The organism is Shimia sp. (genome assembly GCF_965227725.1).
Taxonomy (GTDB): Bacteria; Pseudomonadota; Alphaproteobacteria; order Rhodobacterales; family Rhodobacteraceae; genus Shimia.
The window spans coordinates 437711-457225 of record NZ_CBDDGH010000004.1 but is presented as its reverse complement, the minus strand read 5'-3'; the positions used below and the strand labels follow the sequence as shown (position 1 = coordinate 457225).

Genomic DNA, 19515 nt, shown 5'->3' with positions numbered 1-19515 from the left:
GAGCAAGGAATGGCTCTGCTGCGGTTCGCGGTTTTCCGGTTTCTGACCATGCTAGCGACACTTCTGGTGGTGTCGGTTTTGGTGTTTGTCATCATCAACCTGCCGCCGGGGGACTACCTGTCCAACCAAATCAACGAGCTGCGCGCGACCGGGCAATCCAACGGGATCGCCAAAGCGGAGTTTCTTCGGCAGGAGTACTCGCTCGATCAGCCTTTGTGGAAGCAATATCTGATCTGGGCGGGGTTCCTGCAGGGGCCGCATGGTTTTGCGGGGCTGTTGCAGGGCGAGTTTGGCTGGTCCTTTGAGTTCGACAAGCCGGTGGCTGATCTGGTCGGCGGCGCGCTTTGGATGACGGTGCTGGTCAATCTGGCTGCGGTGCTTTTCATCTATGCTGTGGCGCTGCCGCTGGGCGTTTTGGCAGCGGCGAAATCCAAAACCTGGATTGACTATACCTCTGCGTTCATTGGCTATCTTGGTCTCGCGACGCCGAACTTCTTGCTGGCGCTGATCCTGTTTTACTACGGCAACCGCTATCTCAACCTGCCGATTGGCGGGCTGATGGATCCGCAGTTTGAAGGTGAACCGATGAGCTTTGAAAAGATGAAATCGGTGCTGGTCCACTTGATCATTCCAACCTTTGTGATCGGCACCTCCGGTGCCGCGGCGATGATGCAGCGGTTGCGCGCGAACCTGCTCGATGAACTTGGCAAGCCCTATGTGGAAACCGCGCGGGCCAAAGGTATGAGTGAGCCGCGCATGCTCACCAAATATCCCCTGCGCGTGGCTTTTAACCCGTTTGTGGCCGACATCGGCACGCTTTTGCCGTCACTGGTCTCTGGCTCGGTTCTGGTGTCTGTGGTTTTGGGATTGCAAACCATCGGGCCGCTGCTGCTTTCAGCGCTTAAGTCGCAGGATTTGTTCCTGTCTGCTTTTGTGTTGATGTTTGTGGCGCTTCTTACGCTGATTGGCACGCTGGTGTCTGATCTCTTGCTCGCGCTGCTTGATCCGCGCATTCGATTTGGAGGGCGGGACCGATGAGCATTCAGCCAGACGGACGTTTTGTCGATCAGGCTCCGTATAATCCGGAAGCGGCTGCAGAGGCGCGCAGCGCCGAGTTGGACATGTCGAACGCGCGGTTGCTGTGGCTGCGTTTTAAACAACATAAGCTTGGCTTGATCTCAGCGATCTTTCTGCTTCTTGCCTATCTGTCGCTGCCTTTTGCTGGCTTCATTGCGCCTTATGGGCCCAACGAGCGTTTGGAAGATTACATCTACGCCCCTCCGCAGCGGATGCATTTCATTCATGACGGCCGCTTCATAGGCCCGCATGTTTATCCGACCACGGCGGAAATGGATCTGGAGAGCTTCAGTTGGAAATATGTGCCGGATACCGACACACCAATGATGCTGGAGTTCTTCTGCGAAGGGGCTGACTACAAGCTCGCAGGGTTCATTCCGGCCAACACGCATTTCTTCTGCGCTCCTGAGGGAGCAACCCTGTTCCTCTTTGGTGCGGATCGATTGGGGCGCGATGTGTTTTCACGTATCCTATACGGCGCGCAGCTTTCCTTGACTGTCGGGCTTGTGGGTATCACCGTTTCCTTTGTGATCGGGATCATTCTGGGGTCGATCGCTGGCTATTTTGGCGGCTTTCTGGATTGGTTCATCAACCGCGTGATTGAAGTATTGCGTAGCCTTCCAGAGCTGCCCCTCTGGCTCGCGCTGTCAGCGGCTGTGCCCTCTCACTGGGGGCCTGTGGCGGTGTTTTTCATCATCTCGATCATCCTTGGTATTCTCGACTGGCCGGGATTGGCCCGTGCTGTGCGCTCCAAATTCTTGAGCCTGCGTGAAGAAGAGTTTGTGAAAGCCGCTGAAATGATGGGAGCGAAGCCAAGCCGGGTGATCAAAAAGCACCTTTTGCCCAACTTCCTCAGCCACCTGATCGCAAGTGCGACGCTCTCGATCCCGGCGATGATTTTGGGGGAAACGGCGCTGAGCTTCTTGGGGCTGGGGCTGCGCGCGCCAGCGGTGAGCTGGGGTGTTATGCTGAACGATGCGCAGAACCTTGCGTCGATTGAGATCTATCCCTGGACGGCGATTCCGATGCTGCCAATCGTGATTGTGGTTTTGGCGTTCAACTTCTTTGGTGATGGTTTGCGGGACGCCATGGACCCGAACCGAAGTTAAAACTGAAAGAGGGTGGTACCGGACCACCCTCAGCGTTTTGGACTAAGTCGAGACAGCTCTAGTGGCAGACGGAAAAGAGTGGTCGCCGGGCGGCTGCGCTCAGCTTGCGACGGGTTTCTTCAAAGAGAGAAGAGGCTGCATTCACCAGAGTCTGCTCTTCGCTATTCCACTTGGTCTCAGGTTCCTGAGGCGCTTCAGGTTCGGGTTGCGGTTCTTCCGCTTTTTCACGTTTGGTATTGGTTTGCGCGCGTGGTTTGGACTTGGCTGAACGACGTGCCTTTTCTTTCTTTTTGCCCGTTTCTTGGGGCATCTCTTCCGCTTCAGTCTTCGCGCGGTGATAGGCTAGCGCGTCAAAGGCTGCGTTGATGTCAGCCATGCGTTGGCTGGCTTCTTCAGGGTCGTCTTTGGCGAGGTCCGGATGGTAGCGTCTGACAAGTTTGCGCCATGCGGAGCGCATCTCCTTGTCAGAGACATCCGGAGTCACTTCCAACAGCTCATACGCGTGCTCAATCTCAGGCGACATTCCACCCCCTTCGCGGACCGATCCCATGGTCCGCAACAAATCCCACCATTTTTCTAGCGCATTTACCCTTTGTTTAAAAGCGCAGACGGGGCAAATGGTTAATCGTGGGGTGCTGGCTCATGGGCGCTATCAGCGGTCATCCCCGCCGCCAGAGGCCTCTTCCAGCGCATCCTCGTCAATGGCTGCTTCTACTGCGCCCACAACGGCGTCACGTTGTTTGGGGCTAAGCTCTTCGCCTTTGTCATCATCGGCAATCCGCACCGTGACTTCGCGGTGGGCAAATTTGATGCCTTCGCGCGCAAAGAGCTCGCGGATTTCCTGATAGACCTTTTTGCGCACCAGCCATTGATCGCCCGGTTTGGTCATGAATTTCACACGAATGATCATCGCGCTGTCCTGCATCTCGATCACGCCTTGTGATTTCAGCGGCTGGATGAAGTTGTGGCCGATCACCGGATCATCAAGCAATTCGACGCCGAGCTTTTTGACCAGCTTGCGCACCCGCTCTACGTCGGTGTCGTAAGTGACACGCAGCTTGAGTTTCATGATCACCCAATCGCGGGAGTAATTCGTGAGATACTGGATTTCGCCAAAGGGAATGGTGTGCAGTGGCCCCAAGTGGTGGCGCAGTTGGAAAGACCGGACAGAGATCTTTTCGACCGTGCCTTTTACAGAGCCAATGTCGATGTATTCGCCTTTGCGGAAGGCGTCATCAAACAGGAAGAAAGCGCCGGAAAAGATATCCCGCACCAGGGATTGAGCGCCAAAGCCCACGGCAAGACCGATAACACCGGCACCGGCGAAGAGCGGGCTGACGTTCACCCCCATTTCCAAGAGCGCGATCAGGACGATGGAGACCACGATGATCACCAGAATGAAGCTGCGGAACAGTGGAAGCAGCGTTGCGAGGCGGCTGGCACCGGTTGCGCCCCCCTCATCACCGGGCGTTGCGCTTACCGCATCGCCGCCTTCATCCTTGATTTTTGTGTCGACCCAGATGCGGAAGGCATGAAACACGATGTAGCCAATGAAGCAGATCACGGCCACATCCAGCGTCTGATCAAAGATATTGGTCTGGACCATCATTTCTTCGGCGCCAAAAATATTGACCGCAGCATACAGGCCGGAAACAAGCGCCAATATACCCGCAATCCGGCGCGCGAGATCCTCAAAGGTGTGAATGCTGCTCGATTGCATGCGTTCCTGAAACGCACGCAGTTCGGCATCGTCATCCTCGCTTTCCATGATGTCGCCGTCCAGAACCAGACCGGAAACCGTCTCTGTTGCAATGCCGTCAATGGTTTCCTGTGCAGCTTCGGCGGCCAAGCGGGCGGCTTCCTGTTCTGCCTCGGCGCGTTCCGCCGCTTCATTGGCTGCGCGGATTTTGCGGGCACGGTCAAAGTAGCGCTCGATGATGAAATTGAAGGTCGCATAGACCACAATTGTGGCCGCGAAAATCATATAGGCACCGGCGATTGGCGGAATCGACAGCTCATTGCCCAGCACAATGTCAAAGGCCTGCTCAGTGAAGCCATAGATCACGTAGAGCAGGAAAACAGGTGCCCAGAGTGTGCTGATCAGCCGGATGGGCAGGCTGGCTTCAGGCAAGGCTTTGCCGTTGCGAATGGCATTGGATATGGCTTCGCGGTTCACAACCACCATCGCGAGGTTGCCGATGGCAAAGACGCTCAGCAAAATAAGCGTCATGGCTGCAAAGACATCGTAGTTCAGACCAAGTTGCTTCAACCATTCCCCGAACACTGCGGTACAAATGTTGAGAGCACCTAGCGTAAACATCCAGCGGTGCAGGCGTTTTGCATCGCGCGTGGAAAAGCTAGGGATACGATACTGGTCCAGGTAGGGGGACAGGATCATGCGCCAGATCAGCGCGACAATACGGCTGAGGGCGTAGGCCACAAAGATCGAGATCAGCGTGAAGCGGATGGCGCTGTCTTCTTCACCTCCGATGACCGCTGTGATGATGAAGCCGAGAATAGCGGCCACAACCATGGAAAACGCCACGCCAATCACCCCGCCGACAAAGCGCACCACGAGGAAGGGCAGTTTTTCGGAATAGCCTTGCGGTGCCTTTTGCACCATCGGCATCACAAAGCGGGCCGCGATTTTTGGGCCGTAGATTCTGCGCTCGGCGAGGGCTCCGAGCAGCAAGAAAACCAGTGACCACAAAAGGGTTCTGACAAAGGCCATGATGGTGCCATCGGGGCTGGAGGCGCGCAGGATAAAGCGGACCTCGTTGATGGCCGCGGGCAGGGCCTGCAAGCGCTTGAAAAAGATGCTCCGCACTTCATCGACTTCTGACTGCGCGCGCATGATGAGGGTGGCACCGTCAGTGGAGGTGCCGGAAGTTTGCGCGTAGCTGCTGGACGCGGTACCCGCGCCAACAGTTTGCGTTGATCCGTCCGGCTGCAGGATGATGACTTGCATGCCGGTGTTCGCGGCTTCCTGCAAAAGTTGGCTCATGGCTGCGTTTTCTTCGGGCGCGGCGCTTTGAGCGGTGCTGGGCAAAAGAGAGGTCGCTTGAGCTGTTGCCATCAATGGCATCAGCAAAATGATGAAGATCATTGCAAACAATTGGCGCAACATGGCGAATAACCCTCTCAAATCAGTCTTCTTTTGGTCTAGCCTTTGAGGCGGCGTCACGCAAATGAGATCATCTCACGTGTGCGGGTGTGGGCGAAACCACGCAGCCAGCGCGTTTTGGCGTGACAAGGGGTGGCAAACAGTTTAGCGGCTGAAACCAATGATAAAAGGTGCAGGCGAGCGGAAGGACCGGTTACAGGTGACCCTCAACACATCAGAAAAAATCGCTGTTTTGGGCTTGGGCTATGTGGGCTTGCCTTTGGCTCTGGGCCTTGCACGCGCTGGATTTGAGGTGGTTGGCTTTGACACCAATGCCAAGCTGATTGCAGGGCTAACTTCTGGGCGCGATCCAAACGGCGAGGTGGCGGCTGAGTCACTGGCGCAGACCACTGCGGTTTTCAGTGACGCCCCAGATGCTTTGGAAGGCTGCACGGCATTCATCCTTTCAGTGCCGACGCCGATCACGGATGCAAAGGCGCCTGATCTTGGCCCGGTACTGGGCGCTTGCGCGACCATCGCGCCGTATTTGACTGCGAATGCCTTGGTCGTTTTGGAAAGCACCGTGTACCCCGGCGTGACCGAAGAAGTTTGTGGCCCTGCGCTGGCGCAGGCCAGCGGGCTGGCAGCAGGCAGCGAGATCAAGCTTGCCTATTCGCCGGAACGTGTGAACCCGGGAGATGCTGAGCACACGCTGGAAAATGTGGTCAAAGTGGTGGCGGCGCAGGATGCGGAAACGCTTGCCCGCGTTGAGGCGATCTATGGGCCTGTGATCAAGGCAGGGTTGCACAAGGCCAGTTCGATCAAGACGGCAGAGGCTGCAAAGGTCATCGAGAACACGCAACGCGATCTGAACATCGCTCTGGTGAATGAATTTTCGCTGATCTTTTCCCGTATGGGTTTGGATACTCTGGAAGTGCTGGAAGCTGCCGGTACCAAATGGAACTTCCTGCCGTTCAAGCCAGGTCTTGTGGGAGGACACTGTATCGGTGTCGATCCTTACTATCTGACTTTCCGAGCGGAGCAATTGGGCTATCACCCCGAGGTCATCTTGGCCGGGCGTCGGATCAATGATCACATGGGGCGTCATGTGGCGCAGGAGATGATCAAGGGCATGCTTGCCAAAGGCACCAACCCCTCGGGCGCACGTGTTTTGGTGATGGGGCTTGCGTTCAAAGAGAACTGTGCCGACACGCGCAACACCCGTGTGGCCGATATTGTGGACGAGCTGAAAAGCTACAGCGTCGCGGTTGATGTCTGGGATCCCTGGGTCGATCCGGAGGCTGTAAGCGCCGAATATGGCATCACACCCATTCAAAAGGCTGAAGGCGGCGTCTATGACGGAGTTGTCGTGGCCGTTGCGCATCGCCAATTTGTAGAGATGGGTGCTGCTGCAATAAGAGACCTCGGAAAGCCTGAGGCATTGCTCTACGATATCAAAGGCGTATTGCCCAAATCCGAGTCGGATTTGCGGTTGTAACGAAGGGTGAGGCACGATTTGTCAGAAGCGCATTCGATGAAAGGCAACTTGGCGGCCAATGCGTCTCCGCGTGTGCTGCTGTATAGCCATGACACTTACGGGCTGGGCCACTTGCGCCGCTCGCGTGCCCTCGCGACCGCGATCACGCAGGCGGACAGCCGTATCTCTGCGCTTATCCTGACTGGATCTCCTGTGGCCGGGCGGTTTTCATTTCCCGACAATGTGGACCATATCCGCCTGCCCGGCGTGACCAAAACACTGGATGGGAACTACGAAAGCGAGCGCCTAGGTCTTCATATCGACGAAACCACTGCGCTTCGCGCCGGGTTGATCAAGGCAACTGTCGAACACTTCGATCCAGATGTGCTGATTGTGGACAAAGAGCCCACCGGTTTTCGCGGCGAGCTGTTGCCCGCACTGGAATGGCTGAAACTGAAGCGCAAGGCGCATCTGATCCTTGGTCTTCGGGATGTGCTGGACGAGCCCAATGTTCTTGCGGCCGAATGGGCGCGCAAAGGTGCCGTTGAGGCAGCGGAGCGCTATTATGATGAGACTTGGATTTACGGTCTGCGCTCGATTTATGATCCCACAGCGGGCTTGGAGCTTACCCAAGAGTTTCGCGATAAAATGACCTTCACGGGCTATCTGCAGCGTGAAGCCTTTAGCGATGATGAACCCCCGTCTGAGCCCTATATCCTCGTCACCCCCGGTGGCGGCGGTGATGGCGCTGGCATGGTGGATCTGGTGCTGTGCGCCTATGAGGCGGATCCGGATCTCTCCCCACGCGCGCTGTTGGTTTACGGGCCGTTTCTGTCTGGCGAAGTGCGTGCAGACTTTGAGGCGCGCGTGGCCAAACTGAACGGGCGCGTGCATGCGGTCGGCTTTGACAGCCGCATGGAAACCTTGATGCAAGGCGCGCAGGGTATCGTATCGATGGGAGGCTATAACACTTTTTGCGAAGTGCTCTCCTTTGACAAACCTGTCGTGATTGTTCCGCGCACCCGCCCGCGTATGGAACAACATATCCGCGCGAGCCGCGCCGAAAGCCTCGGCTTGGTGCGCATGCTGGACGAACGTCGTGATGGTTTCACGCCCGAAGCGATGATCGCTGCTATTCGCGGCATTCCGCACCAACCGAAACCAAGCGGTGCCTTTGTGCCGGGGCTTTTGGACGGGCTGGATGTGGTGTCTGAACGCACGCTCGCCATGCTGGGCATCTCTCAGCCAAATACCCAGCCGCAGACACAAGGCGTCGCATGACTTCTCAAAGACCGAAGGTGGCGGTGGTGGTCAAAGGCTGGCCCCGCCTGTCAGAGACGTTTATCGCGCAGGAGTTGGTGGCGCTGGAAGAGACCGGCTACGATATGGCGCTTTGGTCGCTGCGGTTTCCCACCGATAAGAAACGCCATCCGCTGCATGATCGTTTGAAAGCGCCGGTGCATTATCTGCCGGAATACCTGCACCAAGAACCCCTGCGCGTGTTGCGCAGCGTTTTTGCAGGTATGTCTAAGCCAGAGTTTTGGAAAGCTGCGGCTGTATGGCTTAAAGATTTGCGGCGGGATATCACCCGCAACCGTGTGCGTCGCTTTGGGCAGGCCTGTGTCTTGGCCCGGGAATTGCCGCGCGACATTGATGTCCTCTATGCCCATTTCATGCACACGCCAGCCTCTGTCACGCGCTATGCTGCGATCATGCGGGATTTGCCTTGGTCGGTCTCAGCACACGCCAAAGATATTTGGACCTCACCCGAATGGGAGAAACGGGAGAAGTTGCAGGCAGACACACATGGCGCGGCCTTTTTGGCGACCTGCACAGGCGTGGGCGCGCGTCACCTCGTAGAGCTGGCAGATCGGGATGACCGCGTGGAATTGGTCTATCACGGGTTGGATCTGACACGATTTCCAGAACCGCCGGTGCCTCGCGAACCTGATGGGATGGCACGCTTTCTTTCCGTAGGGCGGCTTGTGGAAAAGAAGGGTTTTGATCGTTTGATCGCAGCCCTCGCGTTGCTGCCTAAAGATTTGAACTGGCGATGGGAGCATATCGGTGGAGGCGGATCCGGCGCGGTTTTGAAGGCGGAAGCAGAACGACTGGGTATCGCGGACCGCATTGTCTGGCGCGGCGCGTGTGATCAGCCCGAGGTGATTGAAGCCTTGCGTGTCTCAGATGTTTTTGTACTGCCAAGTCGTGTTGCTGTGGATGGGGATCGGGACGGCTTGCCCAATGTGCTGATGGAGGCCGCAAGCCAGAAGCTGTGCCTGCTTTCCACGCCGGTATCTGCCATTCCGGAGTTCATCACCGATGGGGAGCATGGCGTGTTGAGCAGTGATGCTCCGGAGGCTCTGGCCGAGGCGATGGAGCGATTAGCCCGTGAACCGGCACTGCGCGCGCAGCTGGCCGAAGCGGCCTATGTACGGCTGACAACGTCTTTCTTGATGCAGCCGGGTATTGCGCAACTGGATGCGCGGTTGCAAGCTGCCGTGACGGCGGATCAGAGGGGGTAAAGCGATGGGGCGGATTGCATTTTATGCGCCCTTGAAATCGCCCAACCATACGGTTCCGTCTGGTGAGCGCGAAATCGCACGCAACCTCATGCGGGTGTTGAGCACAGATGACGCTCAGTCTGTGCTTGTGTCTGAGCTTCGCAGTTTGGACAAACAAGGGAGCGCCGCGCACCAATCGCAGTTGATCCAGCAGGCGCGGCGAGAAGCCGAAACCTTGATCGCGCGCGGGCGTCGTGAAGAGTGGCAGGCTTGGGTGACCTATCACAATTACTACAAAGCGCCTGATCTGCTCGGCCCAACAGTCTCAAAGGCGCTTGGCATCCCTTACTTGCTGGTGGAAGCAACTCTTGCCAGCAAACGATTGGGCGGGCCGTGGGATGCTTTTGAGCGGCGGGCGATGGCCGCTTGCGAGGCCGCCGACGCCATTTTCTGTTTCACAGAGCGCGATGCCATCGCGTTGCGCGCCACATTAGGCGCTGAGAAGCTCGTCGGCTTATCGCCGTTTCTGGCAATGGAGGCATTGCCGGAGCCAGCAAGTGCGCAAACTCAGAACGTGTTCATGGCGGGCATGATGCGCGCGGGAGACAAGCTGTCTTCTTATCAGATTGCGGCAGAGGCGCTCCGACACATGGGGAATGCCCCTTGGCAGTTAGAGATCGCCGGTGATGGGCCAATGCGCAGCGAAGTTGCCAAGATGATGGTTCCTTTTGGCGATCGCGTCCGCTTCTTGGGGGCGCTCGATGCTGCGGGTATGGAGGATGCCTATGGGCGGGCAAAGGTGTTCTTTTGGCCCGGCGTGAATGAAGCCTTTGGCATGGTTTATCTGGAAGCACAGGCGCATGGCGTGCCGGTGGTGGCGGAGGACCGAGCTGGCGTCAACGAAGTCGTCGAGGCAGGCGGATTGATTGCACAGGGCGCACCAGAACAACTCGCCGAAGCGCTTGGTCGCGTGCTCAGCGATGTTGCGCACCACAGGTTGCGATCTGAAGCGGCAAGGACTTTGGTGCAGTCGCGGCATTTGCTACCCGCAGCCAGAAAGACAATCTGGGGTGCGTTGCATCCTCTGATGAAAGAGAGATCATGATCAGACTTGCGATGATGCGACATGGCCATACGCCTTGGAACCGCGCCCATCAAATTCAGGGGCGCACGGACATTCCGTTGGATGATCAAGCGCGTGTGGATTTGTCGGAGTTTGCCCTGCCAGCTCCTTGGGGAGAGGCCGATCTTGTGTCCAGCCCTCTGGCCCGTGCAAGGGAAACGGCAGAGATTGTCGCTGGACGGTCCCCTGAAACGATGGATGCGTTGACGGAGATGGATTGGGGCCAATGGGAGGGCAAGAAAGGTGTCGACCTGCAGGCCGATCCCAATAGCGGCTTTCGTGATATTGAGGCGTGGGGATGGGATTATCGCCCGCCAGAAGGGGAAAGCCCACGTGAGGTTTGGGCACGCATCGCGCCTTGGCTCTTTGCCCGCGAACGGGACACGCTTGCGGTTTGTCATATTGGCATCATGCGCATGATCTTGGCCAAAGCGCATGGCTGGAACTTCGATGGTCCTGCCCCTTTCGCCGTGAAACGAAACCGACTTTTTGTGGTGGAACTTCAGGACGATATGATTAGGGTCGCAGACCCGGAGATAATTCGTTTGGAGAGGCGCAGCGTATGAAGGTTTTGATCGTTGTTACCCACCTTTTAGGCACAGGGCATCTGTCTCGTGCGCTCAATTTGGCGCGCGCCTTTGTGGCAGATGGGCATGATGCGGTTGTGCTGTCAGGAGGGCGTCCCGCGCCGCACCTCAACACCGATGATGTACCGTTGATCCAATTGCCTCCGGTGGCTTCTGACGGGGTGGAGTTCAAAAAATTACTCACCGATCAAAACCGGGTTGCTGACGGCGATTATCTGGAAGCGCGTCGCGCAATGGCGGTGAAAACCGTCAATGATATGCAACCCGATGTTGTGATAACCGAGCTGTACCCTTTTGGACGGCGCAGCTTGGCCAAGGAGTTTGTTGCTCTTCTCGAGGCAGTTCATGCGCTTGAAACGCGACCCGTTGTGCTGTCGTCGGTGCGCGATATTCTGGAGCCACCCTCCAAGGTCAGCAAGGCCGGAGATACACGGGATCTACTCAAGCAGTTTTATGACGGCGTGCTAGTGCATTCGGATGAAGAACTCACCACATTTGACGTGAGCTGGCCCGTTACCAATGATGTGCGAGCCATGTTGCACTATACGGGCTACGTTGCCCCAGCGGCACCGGTCGCAGTCGAGAATGGTCCTGGCGTCGGAGAGGTCATTGTCAGCACGGGTGGTGGCTCGATTGGGGAAGAGCTTTATAAATGTGCGATTGCCGCTGCGAAACGCAGTCCGCTACGCTGGCGGCTGCTGGTGGGAGGTGCCGACAAAGACGCACGGGTATCAGAATTGCAGGCCATCGCCAATGATCCCACCATCATCATCGAGCCGGTGAGCCCGGACTTTCGCCAGATGCTGTTGAACGCCGAAGCCACGGTTAGCATGTGCGGGTACAATACAGCGCTCGATGTGTTGCAGACTGGCGTACCCACGGTTTTTGTACCGTTTTCTGATGCGGGCGAAGTGGAGCAGACGCTGCGGGCCCGCGCGCTGGCCAGACAGCCGGGCATTGAAGTCTTAAGTTCCGTGGATCTGACCCCTGATAACCTGCTTTCTGAACTGAAGCGGGTGTTGGCGCATGGGAGACAGCCGCCGACCGATATGCGCATGGACGGGGCAGCAGGCAGCGTGCGTATCGCCCAGAAGCTGCTCGCGGAGAAGCGCGGGTGAAGTTTGACTGGGGGCCGCTCAGAGCAGAATTTCGGGAGTGGCGTGCTGCCGGGCTGACACTGCCGTTCTGGTGGCGTGATGATGATGCGGTGGCACCAAGCGAAGCGTTGGACCACCTCGGGGCACTGAGCGCCGCAGTCGAGTTGCCGGTGCATCTGGCAATCATTCCCAAGCAAGTGACCGCGGACTTGGCGCAGACACTCCACGACACGTTTGTGCCGGTTGTGCATGGATGGGCGCATCTGAGCCATACTCCTGAGGGGATCAAGAACGCGGAGTTCGGAGCCGGTCGCCCGCCTGAGGTGGCGCAAGCGGATTTGGCTGCGGCACTAGAGCGGATGACAATGCTGTTCGGAAATCGTCTGGCGATGATGTTTGTCCCACCATGGAACAGAATGGATGTGGCATTGATGCCTGCTTTGGCCGCGCTCGGGTATGATGCGGTGTCCACCTATCAGCCGCGCAATCAGCCTTTCGCAGCGCCCGGTGTAGCGCAGATCAACACCCATCTGGATCCGATCTATTGGCGGGGCACCAGAGGGTTGGTGGCGCCGGAAGCCTTGGTTGCACAGCTCGTTGCCCTGCTGAAGGATCGGCGCGCTGGCCTCACAGACAATCACGAGCCCTTGGGTTATTTGACCCACCATCTTGTGCATGACGACGATATCTGGAATTTTTCCGAACAGTTTTTGAAAGAGATTTGCGAAGGGCCTGTGCGGCTCTATCGCCACGACCGAAAGGGCGAATTATGAGCCGATTGAACAGCATGATGCGCCGCTTGGCCGCTCAGGCGGATGGGCTGGAATGGGCCAACACCATGGTGGACAGCCTCAAGGGCGACTTTCTGGACATGGGCCTTGGCAACGGGCGCACCTATGATCACATCCGGGAAATCGCAGCAGATCGCCGCATCTGGGTGATCGATCGCGCGTTGAACTGTCACCCCTCCTGTGTGCCACCTGAGGAAGACTTCTTGCAGGGCGAAGCCGAAGAGATGCTCAACAAGATGGCAGCGGACGGCACCAAGATCGCTATGGCGCACTATGATTTTGGTTTTGGTGACAAGGCAAAAGACGTTGCCGAAGCCGCACGCCTCTCAGAGCTGATCAAAAAAATCATGTTGCCTGGCGGAGTGCTTGTCTCTGGTCAACCTTTGGTGGGCTTTGAGCAAGTGCGTGGTCCGACAACGGTCGCGCCTGAACGCTATTATTTCTATAGAACATAAAGAAAAGCCCGGTCACTGACCGGGCTTTTTGGTTCAGAAGCTGACTATTAAGTCTGATTTTGGATCTGATCAATCTACGCCGATGATGTGCTGTTCGCCGCGCTGACGTGCCAGCTCCATCTGCTTCTGACGCTCCCGGAAACGGGTCTTGTCGTTTTCCGAATATTCGTCGACACAGTGATGGCAGCTGACGCCTGCCTCATATTCAGGACGGTTTTGGTCTTCCGGCATGATCGGGCGGCGGCAAGCGTGACACAACAGATGCGGGCCTTCTTTCAGTCCGTGTCCGACTGACACGCGCCCATCAAATACAAAGCATTCGCCATCCCAGGTGCTCTCTTCTTGAGGCACCTCTTCGAGGTATTTCAGAATGCCGCCTTTGAGGTGATACACGTCTTCGACACCTTGGCTCATCAGGAAGTTGGTCGATTTTTCACAACGGATCCCGCCCGTGCAGAACATGGCCACGCGCTTGTTGTGAAAGCGCTCTTTGTTCTCGTCCCACCAAGCGGGAAAATCGCGGAAAGAGGCGGTTTCCGGATCAATGGCACCTTGGAACGTGCCAATCGCCACTTCGTAGTCGTTGCGCGTGTCAATGGTCACTACGTCGGGGGACTGAATCAGCTCGTTCCAGTCTTCGGGGTTCACATAGTTGCCCACATGCGCGGTTGGATCGACATTGGGCTGGCCAAGCGTCACAATCTCTTTCTTGAGTTTCACCTTCATCCGCGGAAAGGGTTTTTCGGCGGCGGTGCTGAGTTTCCACTCGAAATTCGCACAGCCAGGCAGGGACTGAATATGAGCAATCACCGCATCGATGCCTTTGCGTGGGCCAGCGATGGTGCCGTTGATCCCTTCATGGGCCAGCAGCAAAGTGCCGGTGATGCCTTCTTTCAGGCAAAGCTCCATCAATGGCGGACGCAGGGCCGCATGATTGTCAAAACGGGTAAAGTGGTAGAGGGCGCATACTGTAAACATGTCGGTCCATTACGCCCATTTTTGCCGTGCTTCAAGGCTGCTCAGCATGTGGCATAAGGTCCAATCAACTCAGTAAGTGGCGTCAGAAAAACGCACCCACCCCGCCCCAGATGAGGCGCAATGCGAGCAACACGAGGATCACGTTGAGGATGCGATGAAAGCCGTGGTCGCTCATCTTGCCGAGTACCTGTTTGCCGACCCAAGTACCCAAGGCACCCGACGCGATCAGGCCGGCAATCAGAAGCGCCCATTCCGCAAAGGCGAACCCTAAGAGGCCAAACATCACGACCTTGAGCCCGTGTTGCACAGTCATCATTGCGGCTTGTAGGGCCACATGCTTGTGGCGATCGAGTTGTAAGGTTTTGACATAGCCCGCCACAAAGGGACCGGTTGCGCCAAAGAACATCGTCAGGAAGCTGGACAGAAGCCCTGTGATGAGGGGCCAGCGGGAGAGCCATTTGGGTGGTTTGGCAAACACCACCCAGAGGATGAAGAGGCCGACGACGGATTGAACAAGCCAGCCCGGCAAGCTGACCACAACGCTACCGCCAATCGCGACGCCCGCGACGGAGCCGATGACAAAGGCGGGTAGGGCTGCCCAGAGTACATGGCGCAGGAACATCAACGCGCGGATCGCATTGGAGCCGAGTTGCACAACTCCGTGCACAGGGATGATTGCAGCGGGTGGCAATAAGATTGCGCAAGCCCCCAGAAAGGCGACGCCCCCGCCAATGCCAAACGCAGCCGTGATGAAAGACCCCGCGAAACTCGTCAGCAGCAGTGCGATGGCGGCAGCTTGGGCAAGGTCTGGCGGCAGAAAGTCGATCATCCGGTCACTATGGCGGGAAAGAGAACAGGATCAAGCACCTAGGATATCCCCAAGATCGTGCGTGCCTCCTCCGGTGACGCAATCGCCCGGCCTGCATTGCGCGCGCAGGTCGCAAGGGCTTCGACCAGTTGGCCATTGGAGCGCGTTTTCTCACCACCGGGCAGGTAAAACGTGTCCTCAACGCCCGTGCGCAGCATCCCACCCAGATCTGCTGCCTTCTGGTGGGTTTCCCAGATCTCAGCGCGGCCGATCAGTGTTGCCTGCCAATAGCTGCCTTCCATGAGGTAGGCCAGCAGAAACTCCAAAAGCACTGGGCTGACCGGCATGCCGGAGGCGACGCCCATCACGAGGTTGTACTGCGCACGTCTGGTCATACCGTTGGCAACATACATGGCAACGGAGCGCACGATGCCAGTGTCAAAACACTCAAATTCCGGCAGGGTGCCCGTCTGAGCCATCACGTCAAGATGCTCCTGAATTTTGTCAGGAGTGTTTTCAAACAGCATCGGCGGCCAGGCCCAATCCCCGTTTGCCCGCAGTTTCAGGTAGTTGAGCGAGCCAGCGTTGCAGGCGGCGATCTCCGGTTTCAGGGCACGCAGAACATTGAGGGGGCCGGAGTAGTCCGGCCCGATTGCGCCGGTGGTCGCGTTGATCAGGATATTCGGACAGGCGTCGCGGATTGCCCCAACAATTTCCACTGCCACCTGAGGATCCCAGCTTGGCAAATGGCCTTTGTTAGGCTCTTGCTGTCGGAAATGGATGTGGATCACACTTGCGCCCGCGTCCATGGCTTCTCTCGCGGAGGCGGCACATTGTGCCGGGGTGACGGGCACGGGGTGCTTTGCTGGGTCGGTTAGCACGCCATTCAGCGCGCAGGTGAGGATCGCCTTGTCCATGGATCACCCGTGGTCTGTGGCGCTCAGGCGGTGACGGCTGCCCGGCGCAGGTGGCGTTTCAGGCGGGCCAGCAAAGCATTGCGCGTTGGCCATCCATGTCTGCGCCACGTTGCCGGTGGCGATTAATGAGGTATCGGCAAAAGCCCGAGTTTGTGTGACAACTGCAGCGAAGTCGACCGCCGACCCGCTGATGGTGTTTTCGGTATCTTCACCAAAGGACCAGACGTCCCCGGACGGAGCAGCGAGAGAGAGCTTTGGCATGACTTCAGGCACCGGCAGGCTGTGAACCTGATGGGACCAGCCGAATGTGTTTACCCCAAGCACGACGATGTTTTTGATCCGGTCCTCCTCGATGCGGGCCTTGCCGAGCAGGTCAAAAATCTCAAAGCCATGCGCCCAGGTTTCCATCTGGCGCGCGGTGATCGAAGAACGTGCTGACATGGAGGGCCCCACCCAGCTGAGCCGCGCTTTGGGATCCATGTCGCGCCAGCGGGGCGCCATATCACGCACTTTGTTGATCCAAAGGCTCCGCAAAGCGGTGCCGCGTTCGGTGATCGCCGCATTTTCCGCGCCGCGCATCGAGCCGGTGTCTTCGAGTGAGGCCATGACGGCACCAACTTGTTTTTGCAGCGTGCTCTCATCGGTGGCAGAAAGATCAGCGGCGATGTTCCAGAAATGCAGATGCAAAAGAACATCTTCGATGCTCCAGTCTTTGAACTGGGTTGTCATACGCAACTCCGCGTCGCTCAGGTCTGCGATGGCGGCGTGTAACGTTTCGGATTCGGTGAGGAAGTCGTCAGCTTGGGTGAGGGTCATAATTGGTCTTTCACGGTGGGGCTTCGTGCGGAGTTGATGCGCGGCTGAGTATTTTGATGTGGCGTTCAGACTTGGCCGAGGTCGGGGCAGGGATCGTCACATCCGCGCCACGCCAAAGCTGTTGGGGTTGATTTTGCGGCGTCGCGCCTCCGCCACGGTGTCCAGGCAGAAGGCGATCACCTTTCGGCTTTCGCGGGGGTCGATCACGCCATGGTCAAGGACCTTTCCGGAGGTGAAGAAGGGGGAGCTTTGTGCATCAAAGAGATGTTCGATGGCCGCTTCCTGTTTCGCGATACGCGCTTCATCAAGTTCCACACCCTTGCGGGCAGCGCCAGCACGCGCCACGAGCGACATGGTTTTGGAGGCCTGCGCCCCGCCCATGACACCGGAGCGCGAGGTGGGCCAAGAGAACAGGAAATCAGGTTGATAGGCGATACCGCACATGCCGTAGTTGCCCGCTCCGAAAGAGGCGCCGCAGTAGAGCGTGATTTTGGGCACGCGGGCATTGCTGACCGCTTGGATCATTTTAGAGCCATGTTTGATCATTCCCGCCTGCTCATAGGCGGTGCCGACCATGTAGCCTGTGGTGTTGTTTAAGAATACAAGCGGCGTACCGGCCTGATCGCAGGCTTGTATGAAGTGCGTCGCCTTGTTGGCGCCCGCCGGATCAATTGGGCCGTTGTTGGCAATGATACCGACTGTATGGCCATGAATCTGAGCTTGGACGCAGAGTGTCGCAGCGCCAAAGCCGGATTTGAATTCATCAAAATCTGAGCCATCCACCAGCCGTGCAACAAGTTCACGCGCATCATAGGGGGTGGTCCAGTCAGCCGGGACAACGCCCGCAATCTCGTCAGTATCATAGCCGGGGGCGTCAAAGTTGCGGACTTCGGGCATCTGTAAGTCTCGGTTCCAATCGAGCCGGGATATCACGCGGCGCGCCAGAGCGATTGCGTGAAGGTCATCTTCGGCCAGATATTCGACGAGGCCGGAGGTGGTCGCGTGCATTTCTGCTCCGCCGAGGTCTGCGTCCTTGGCGACTTCGCCCGTTGCTGCATTTACCAAAGCCGCACCCGCCAGCGCTGCCATCCCGTTTTTCTTCACGCCAATCACATAGTCAGACAATCCCGGCATATAGGCGCCACCAGCGGTGGACGGACCATGCAGCACGGCAATGGTGGGCAGGCCTGCGGCAGAAAGGCGGGCAAGATTGCGAAAGACGCCGCCACCCAGAGCCCAATCTTCTACCCGGTAGTTCATCAGGTTTGCCCCTGCGCTTTCGACCAGATGCACAAATGGCAGCTTTTGGCGTAAGGCGATGTCTTGCGCAGACAGTATGGCTTGCAAAGACATTGGCGAAAGTGCGCCGGCGTTTATGCCGCTGTCATCCACCACAACCATGCAGCGCACACCTGAGACAAAGCCGATCCCCATCAAAAAGGTTGCGCCGGGCAGGGAGGTGGCTGGATCGTCGGTGTCTTGGAGATAGCCCGCAAGGCTGTGTAGGCGCAGAAACGCCATGCCAGGGTCCAGCAGGCGTCCCAGTCGTTCGCGCGGGGTGATCTGCCCGCGTGCGGCGAAATGCTCTCGGCGTTGTTCGGATTTATCTGCGGTCCGCTTCTCCAGGGCGCGCAGGTCCTCAACCGCCGCCAACATAGCGGTGCGGTTCGCGGCAAACTCCGGTGAGTCTGGCGAGATGGATGTGCTCCTCCACATGGGGGCTCCTCCTCCTGAAGCGGTCCCTATTCCACCTCAGCATGGGCCGGGTCGCTACGCGCATCAAGGGAGAGTGCATGTGACGCAACGTGCCCCGCTTGTTGTTGCGCTGCAGCAAGCGTAAACTAGGGGTTATGCAACAGGTTGATCTGCAAGAAGATATTAAGGCGGTGCGCGACTGTGGTCCGATCAAGGTTTGGTCGGTTGTCGTGACCATTTTGGGTGATCTTCTGCAGGATGAAGAGAGCTGGGTTTCCGGGCCGGTTCTGGATGCATTGGTACGGCCGCTTGGGATCAACAATCAGGCGCTGCGTGTGGCGCTGCACCGGCTCCGGCGGGACGGGTGGGTGGTTACCGAAAAGCGCGGACGTATGTCTGCGCATCGTCTGTCCGCAGAAGGATGGGCCGCGACGGAGCGCGCACGTCCACAGGTTTACGGTGCCAAGGGAAAGGCCGCTGCGACCGTGAGTTTGCTGATTGGAGAGCCATCCTTAACCGTCGCGGAGTTTGAGGCCCTTTTGCCTGCAGGTGCCGTGCCGCTGTCGACCCGGAGCGCCTTGGTGAGCAATCTGTCAGAGACCCCGCAGGGCTGCCTGCTGAGCGCCTTTGCGCCCAGTGATATGCCAGAGTGGGTTACGGAGACCGTGGCGCCTCAGGTGATGCGCGCGGAATATGATGAACTCGCCTCTGTCGTGGAAAAGGTGCTTGCGCATCCGGTGCCTGAAGATCTGTTTGACCGAACGAGCCTGAGGCTTGTGGTGCTGCATCACTGGCGTCGTCTGTGTTTGAGGCACGGGGCGGTGCAGGATCTGGTGTTGCCAAGGGATTGGGAAGGCGCGCGCGCGCGGCAGATGGTCCTGCGGGCATTTCAGCATTTGCCACGCCCAAAGATTGACGCTTTGGAGCAACGGGTGCCGCTGCGATAGCCCTTGGGGTTTAAAGCGCTGAGGCGGTTTG

The 19515-nt window shown here is 57.8% G+C and carries 18 protein-coding genes; 11 read left to right on the top strand and 7 right to left on the bottom strand.

Translation table 11 applies throughout. The features are described 5' to 3' along the window. Window positions 1-9 precede the first annotated feature (9 nt). Both ACO07T_RS10015 and ACO07T_RS10010 read left to right on the top strand, forming a co-directional pair. Entirely contained in the window at window positions 10-1038 is a 1029-nt protein-coding gene (locus tag ACO07T_RS10015) for an ABC transporter permease (RefSeq protein WP_422049276.1), read from the top strand. Beyond that, on the top strand, window positions 1035-2186 hold the full coding sequence (locus ACO07T_RS10010) for an ABC transporter permease (RefSeq protein WP_209058584.1): 1152 nt from the start codon (window positions 1035-1037) through the stop codon (window positions 2184-2186). Before ACO07T_RS10015 ends, ACO07T_RS10010 begins: the two co-directional genes overlap by 4 nt. Before the next feature lie 58 nt (window positions 2187-2244). On the opposite strand, the gene ACO07T_RS10005 is transcribed toward ACO07T_RS10010, so the two are convergent. Continuing rightward, window positions 2245-2709, bottom strand: coding sequence for a J domain-containing protein (locus tag ACO07T_RS10005; protein WP_422049275.1), 465 nt, complete (start codon window positions 2707-2709; stop codon window positions 2245-2247). A gap of 129 nt (window positions 2710-2838) precedes the next feature. Next, window positions 2839-5313, bottom strand: a complete 2475-nt coding sequence (locus tag ACO07T_RS10000; protein WP_422049274.1) for a mechanosensitive ion channel family protein — start codon at window positions 5311-5313, stop codon at window positions 2839-2841. A 157-nt stretch (window positions 5314-5470) separates the two neighbouring features. Between ACO07T_RS10000 and ACO07T_RS09995 the strand changes: the two genes are divergently transcribed. The 8 genes from ACO07T_RS09995 to ACO07T_RS09960 are packed head-to-tail and all read left to right on the top strand — an operon-like array spanning window position 5471 to window position 13323. Then, window positions 5471-6787: a nucleotide sugar dehydrogenase gene (locus ACO07T_RS09995; protein WP_422049273.1), complete on the top strand. Its 1317-nt coding sequence runs from the start codon at window positions 5471-5473 to the stop codon at window positions 6785-6787. A gap of 36 nt (window positions 6788-6823) precedes the next feature. Continuing rightward, window positions 6824-8047: a glycosyltransferase family protein gene (locus tag ACO07T_RS09990; protein WP_422049272.1), complete on the top strand. Its 1224-nt coding sequence runs from the start codon at window positions 6824-6826 to the stop codon at window positions 8045-8047. Continuing rightward, window positions 8044-9291, top strand: coding sequence for a glycosyltransferase family 4 protein (locus ACO07T_RS09985; protein ID WP_422049271.1), 1248 nt, complete (start codon window positions 8044-8046; stop codon window positions 9289-9291). Before ACO07T_RS09990 ends, ACO07T_RS09985 begins: the two co-directional genes overlap by 4 nt. 4 nt (window positions 9292-9295) lie before the next feature. Then, on the top strand, window positions 9296-10375 hold the full coding sequence (locus ACO07T_RS09980) for a glycosyltransferase family 4 protein (protein ID WP_422049270.1): 1080 nt from the start codon (window positions 9296-9298) through the stop codon (window positions 10373-10375). After that, the gene (locus tag ACO07T_RS09975) at window positions 10372-10959 is read left to right on the top strand and encodes a histidine phosphatase family protein (protein WP_422049269.1); all 588 of its coding nucleotides are present in this window, start codon (window positions 10372-10374) and stop codon (window positions 10957-10959) included. The genes ACO07T_RS09980 and ACO07T_RS09975 overlap by 4 nt, the downstream gene beginning before the upstream one ends. After that, window positions 10956-12098 carry a glycosyltransferase family protein gene (locus tag ACO07T_RS09970; protein ID WP_422049268.1) on the top strand — a complete coding sequence of 381 codons (1143 nt, stop codon included), beginning with the start codon at window positions 10956-10958 and terminating at the stop codon, window positions 12096-12098. Before ACO07T_RS09975 ends, ACO07T_RS09970 begins: the two co-directional genes overlap by 4 nt. Then, window positions 12095-12850, top strand: a complete 756-nt coding sequence (locus tag ACO07T_RS09965) for a polysaccharide deacetylase family protein (RefSeq protein WP_422049267.1) — start codon at window positions 12095-12097, stop codon at window positions 12848-12850. Before ACO07T_RS09970 ends, ACO07T_RS09965 begins: the two co-directional genes overlap by 4 nt. After that, a complete protein-coding gene (locus ACO07T_RS09960; protein ID WP_422049266.1) occupies window positions 12847-13323 on the top strand; it encodes a class I SAM-dependent methyltransferase in 477 nt (158 codons plus the stop codon). The genes ACO07T_RS09965 and ACO07T_RS09960 overlap by 4 nt, the downstream gene beginning before the upstream one ends. A 69-nt stretch (window positions 13324-13392) precedes the next feature. On the opposite strand, the gene ACO07T_RS09955 is transcribed toward ACO07T_RS09960, so the two are convergent. The 5 genes from ACO07T_RS09955 to ACO07T_RS09935 all read right to left on the bottom strand — a co-directional run bounded on the left by ACO07T_RS09955 (window position 13393) and on the right by ACO07T_RS09935 (window position 18558). Then, entirely contained in the window at window positions 13393-14301 is a 909-nt protein-coding gene (locus ACO07T_RS09955) for a rhodanese-related sulfurtransferase (protein ID WP_422049265.1), read from the bottom strand. An 82-nt stretch (window positions 14302-14383) separates the two neighbouring features. Beyond that, a complete protein-coding gene (locus ACO07T_RS09950; protein WP_422049264.1) occupies window positions 14384-15130 on the bottom strand; it encodes a sulfite exporter TauE/SafE family protein in 747 nt (248 codons plus the stop codon). Window positions 15131-15168: 38 nt separating this feature from the next. Next, window positions 15169-16026, bottom strand: coding sequence for a 3-keto-5-aminohexanoate cleavage protein (locus ACO07T_RS09945; protein ID WP_422049263.1), 858 nt, complete (start codon window positions 16024-16026; stop codon window positions 15169-15171). Between the two features lie 3 nt (window positions 16027-16029). Then, the gene (locus ACO07T_RS09940; RefSeq protein WP_422049262.1) at window positions 16030-16842 is read right to left on the bottom strand and encodes a TIGR03084 family metal-binding protein; all 813 of its coding nucleotides are present in this window, start codon (window positions 16840-16842) and stop codon (window positions 16030-16032) included. A 96-nt stretch (window positions 16843-16938) separates the two neighbouring features. Further along, entirely contained in the window at window positions 16939-18558 is a 1620-nt protein-coding gene (locus ACO07T_RS09935; RefSeq protein ID WP_422049261.1) for an acyl-CoA carboxylase subunit beta, read from the bottom strand. 134 nt (window positions 18559-18692) lie between these two features. Here ACO07T_RS09935 and ACO07T_RS09930 point away from each other — a divergent pair, with 134 nt between their 5' ends. Continuing rightward, window positions 18693-19484, top strand: coding sequence for a PaaX family transcriptional regulator C-terminal domain-containing protein (locus ACO07T_RS09930; RefSeq protein ID WP_422049260.1), 792 nt, complete (start codon window positions 18693-18695; stop codon window positions 19482-19484). The last annotated feature ends 31 nt before the right edge of the window (window positions 19485-19515 follow it).

Coding starts and splice junctions, on each gene's coding strand:
- ACO07T_RS10015 (WP_422049276.1), top strand. CDS start 10: ATGGCTCTGCTGCGGTTCGCGGTTTTCCGGTTTCTGACCATGCTAGCG.
- ACO07T_RS10010 (WP_209058584.1), top strand. CDS start 1,035: ATGAGCATTCAGCCAGACGGACGTTTTGTCGATCAGGCTCCGTATAAT.
- ACO07T_RS10005 (WP_422049275.1), bottom strand. CDS start 2,709: ATGTCGCCTGAGATTGAGCACGCGTATGAGCTGTTGGAAGTGACTCCG.
- ACO07T_RS10000 (WP_422049274.1), bottom strand. CDS start 5,313: ATGTTGCGCCAATTGTTTGCAATGATCTTCATCATTTTGCTGATGCCA.
- ACO07T_RS09995 (WP_422049273.1), top strand. CDS start 5,471: ATGATAAAAGGTGCAGGCGAGCGGAAGGACCGGTTACAGGTGACCCTC.
- ACO07T_RS09990 (WP_422049272.1), top strand. CDS start 6,824: ATGAAAGGCAACTTGGCGGCCAATGCGTCTCCGCGTGTGCTGCTGTAT.
- ACO07T_RS09985 (WP_422049271.1), top strand. CDS start 8,044: ATGACTTCTCAAAGACCGAAGGTGGCGGTGGTGGTCAAAGGCTGGCCC.
- ACO07T_RS09980 (WP_422049270.1), top strand. CDS start 9,296: ATGGGGCGGATTGCATTTTATGCGCCCTTGAAATCGCCCAACCATACG.
- ACO07T_RS09975 (WP_422049269.1), top strand. CDS start 10,372: ATGATCAGACTTGCGATGATGCGACATGGCCATACGCCTTGGAACCGC.
- ACO07T_RS09970 (WP_422049268.1), top strand. CDS start 10,956: ATGAAGGTTTTGATCGTTGTTACCCACCTTTTAGGCACAGGGCATCTG.
- ACO07T_RS09960 (WP_422049266.1), top strand. CDS start 12,847: ATGAGCCGATTGAACAGCATGATGCGCCGCTTGGCCGCTCAGGCGGAT.
- ACO07T_RS09955 (WP_422049265.1), bottom strand. CDS start 14,301: ATGTTTACAGTATGCGCCCTCTACCACTTTACCCGTTTTGACAATCAT.
- ACO07T_RS09950 (WP_422049264.1), bottom strand. CDS start 15,130: ATGATCGACTTTCTGCCGCCAGACCTTGCCCAAGCTGCCGCCATCGCA.
- ACO07T_RS09945 (WP_422049263.1), bottom strand. CDS start 16,026: ATGGACAAGGCGATCCTCACCTGCGCGCTGAATGGCGTGCTAACCGAC.
- ACO07T_RS09940 (WP_422049262.1), bottom strand. CDS start 16,842: ATGACCCTCACCCAAGCTGACGACTTCCTCACCGAATCCGAAACGTTA.
- ACO07T_RS09935 (WP_422049261.1), bottom strand. CDS start 18,558: ATGTGGAGGAGCACATCCATCTCGCCAGACTCACCGGAGTTTGCCGCG.
- ACO07T_RS09930 (WP_422049260.1), top strand. CDS start 18,693: ATGCAACAGGTTGATCTGCAAGAAGATATTAAGGCGGTGCGCGACTGT.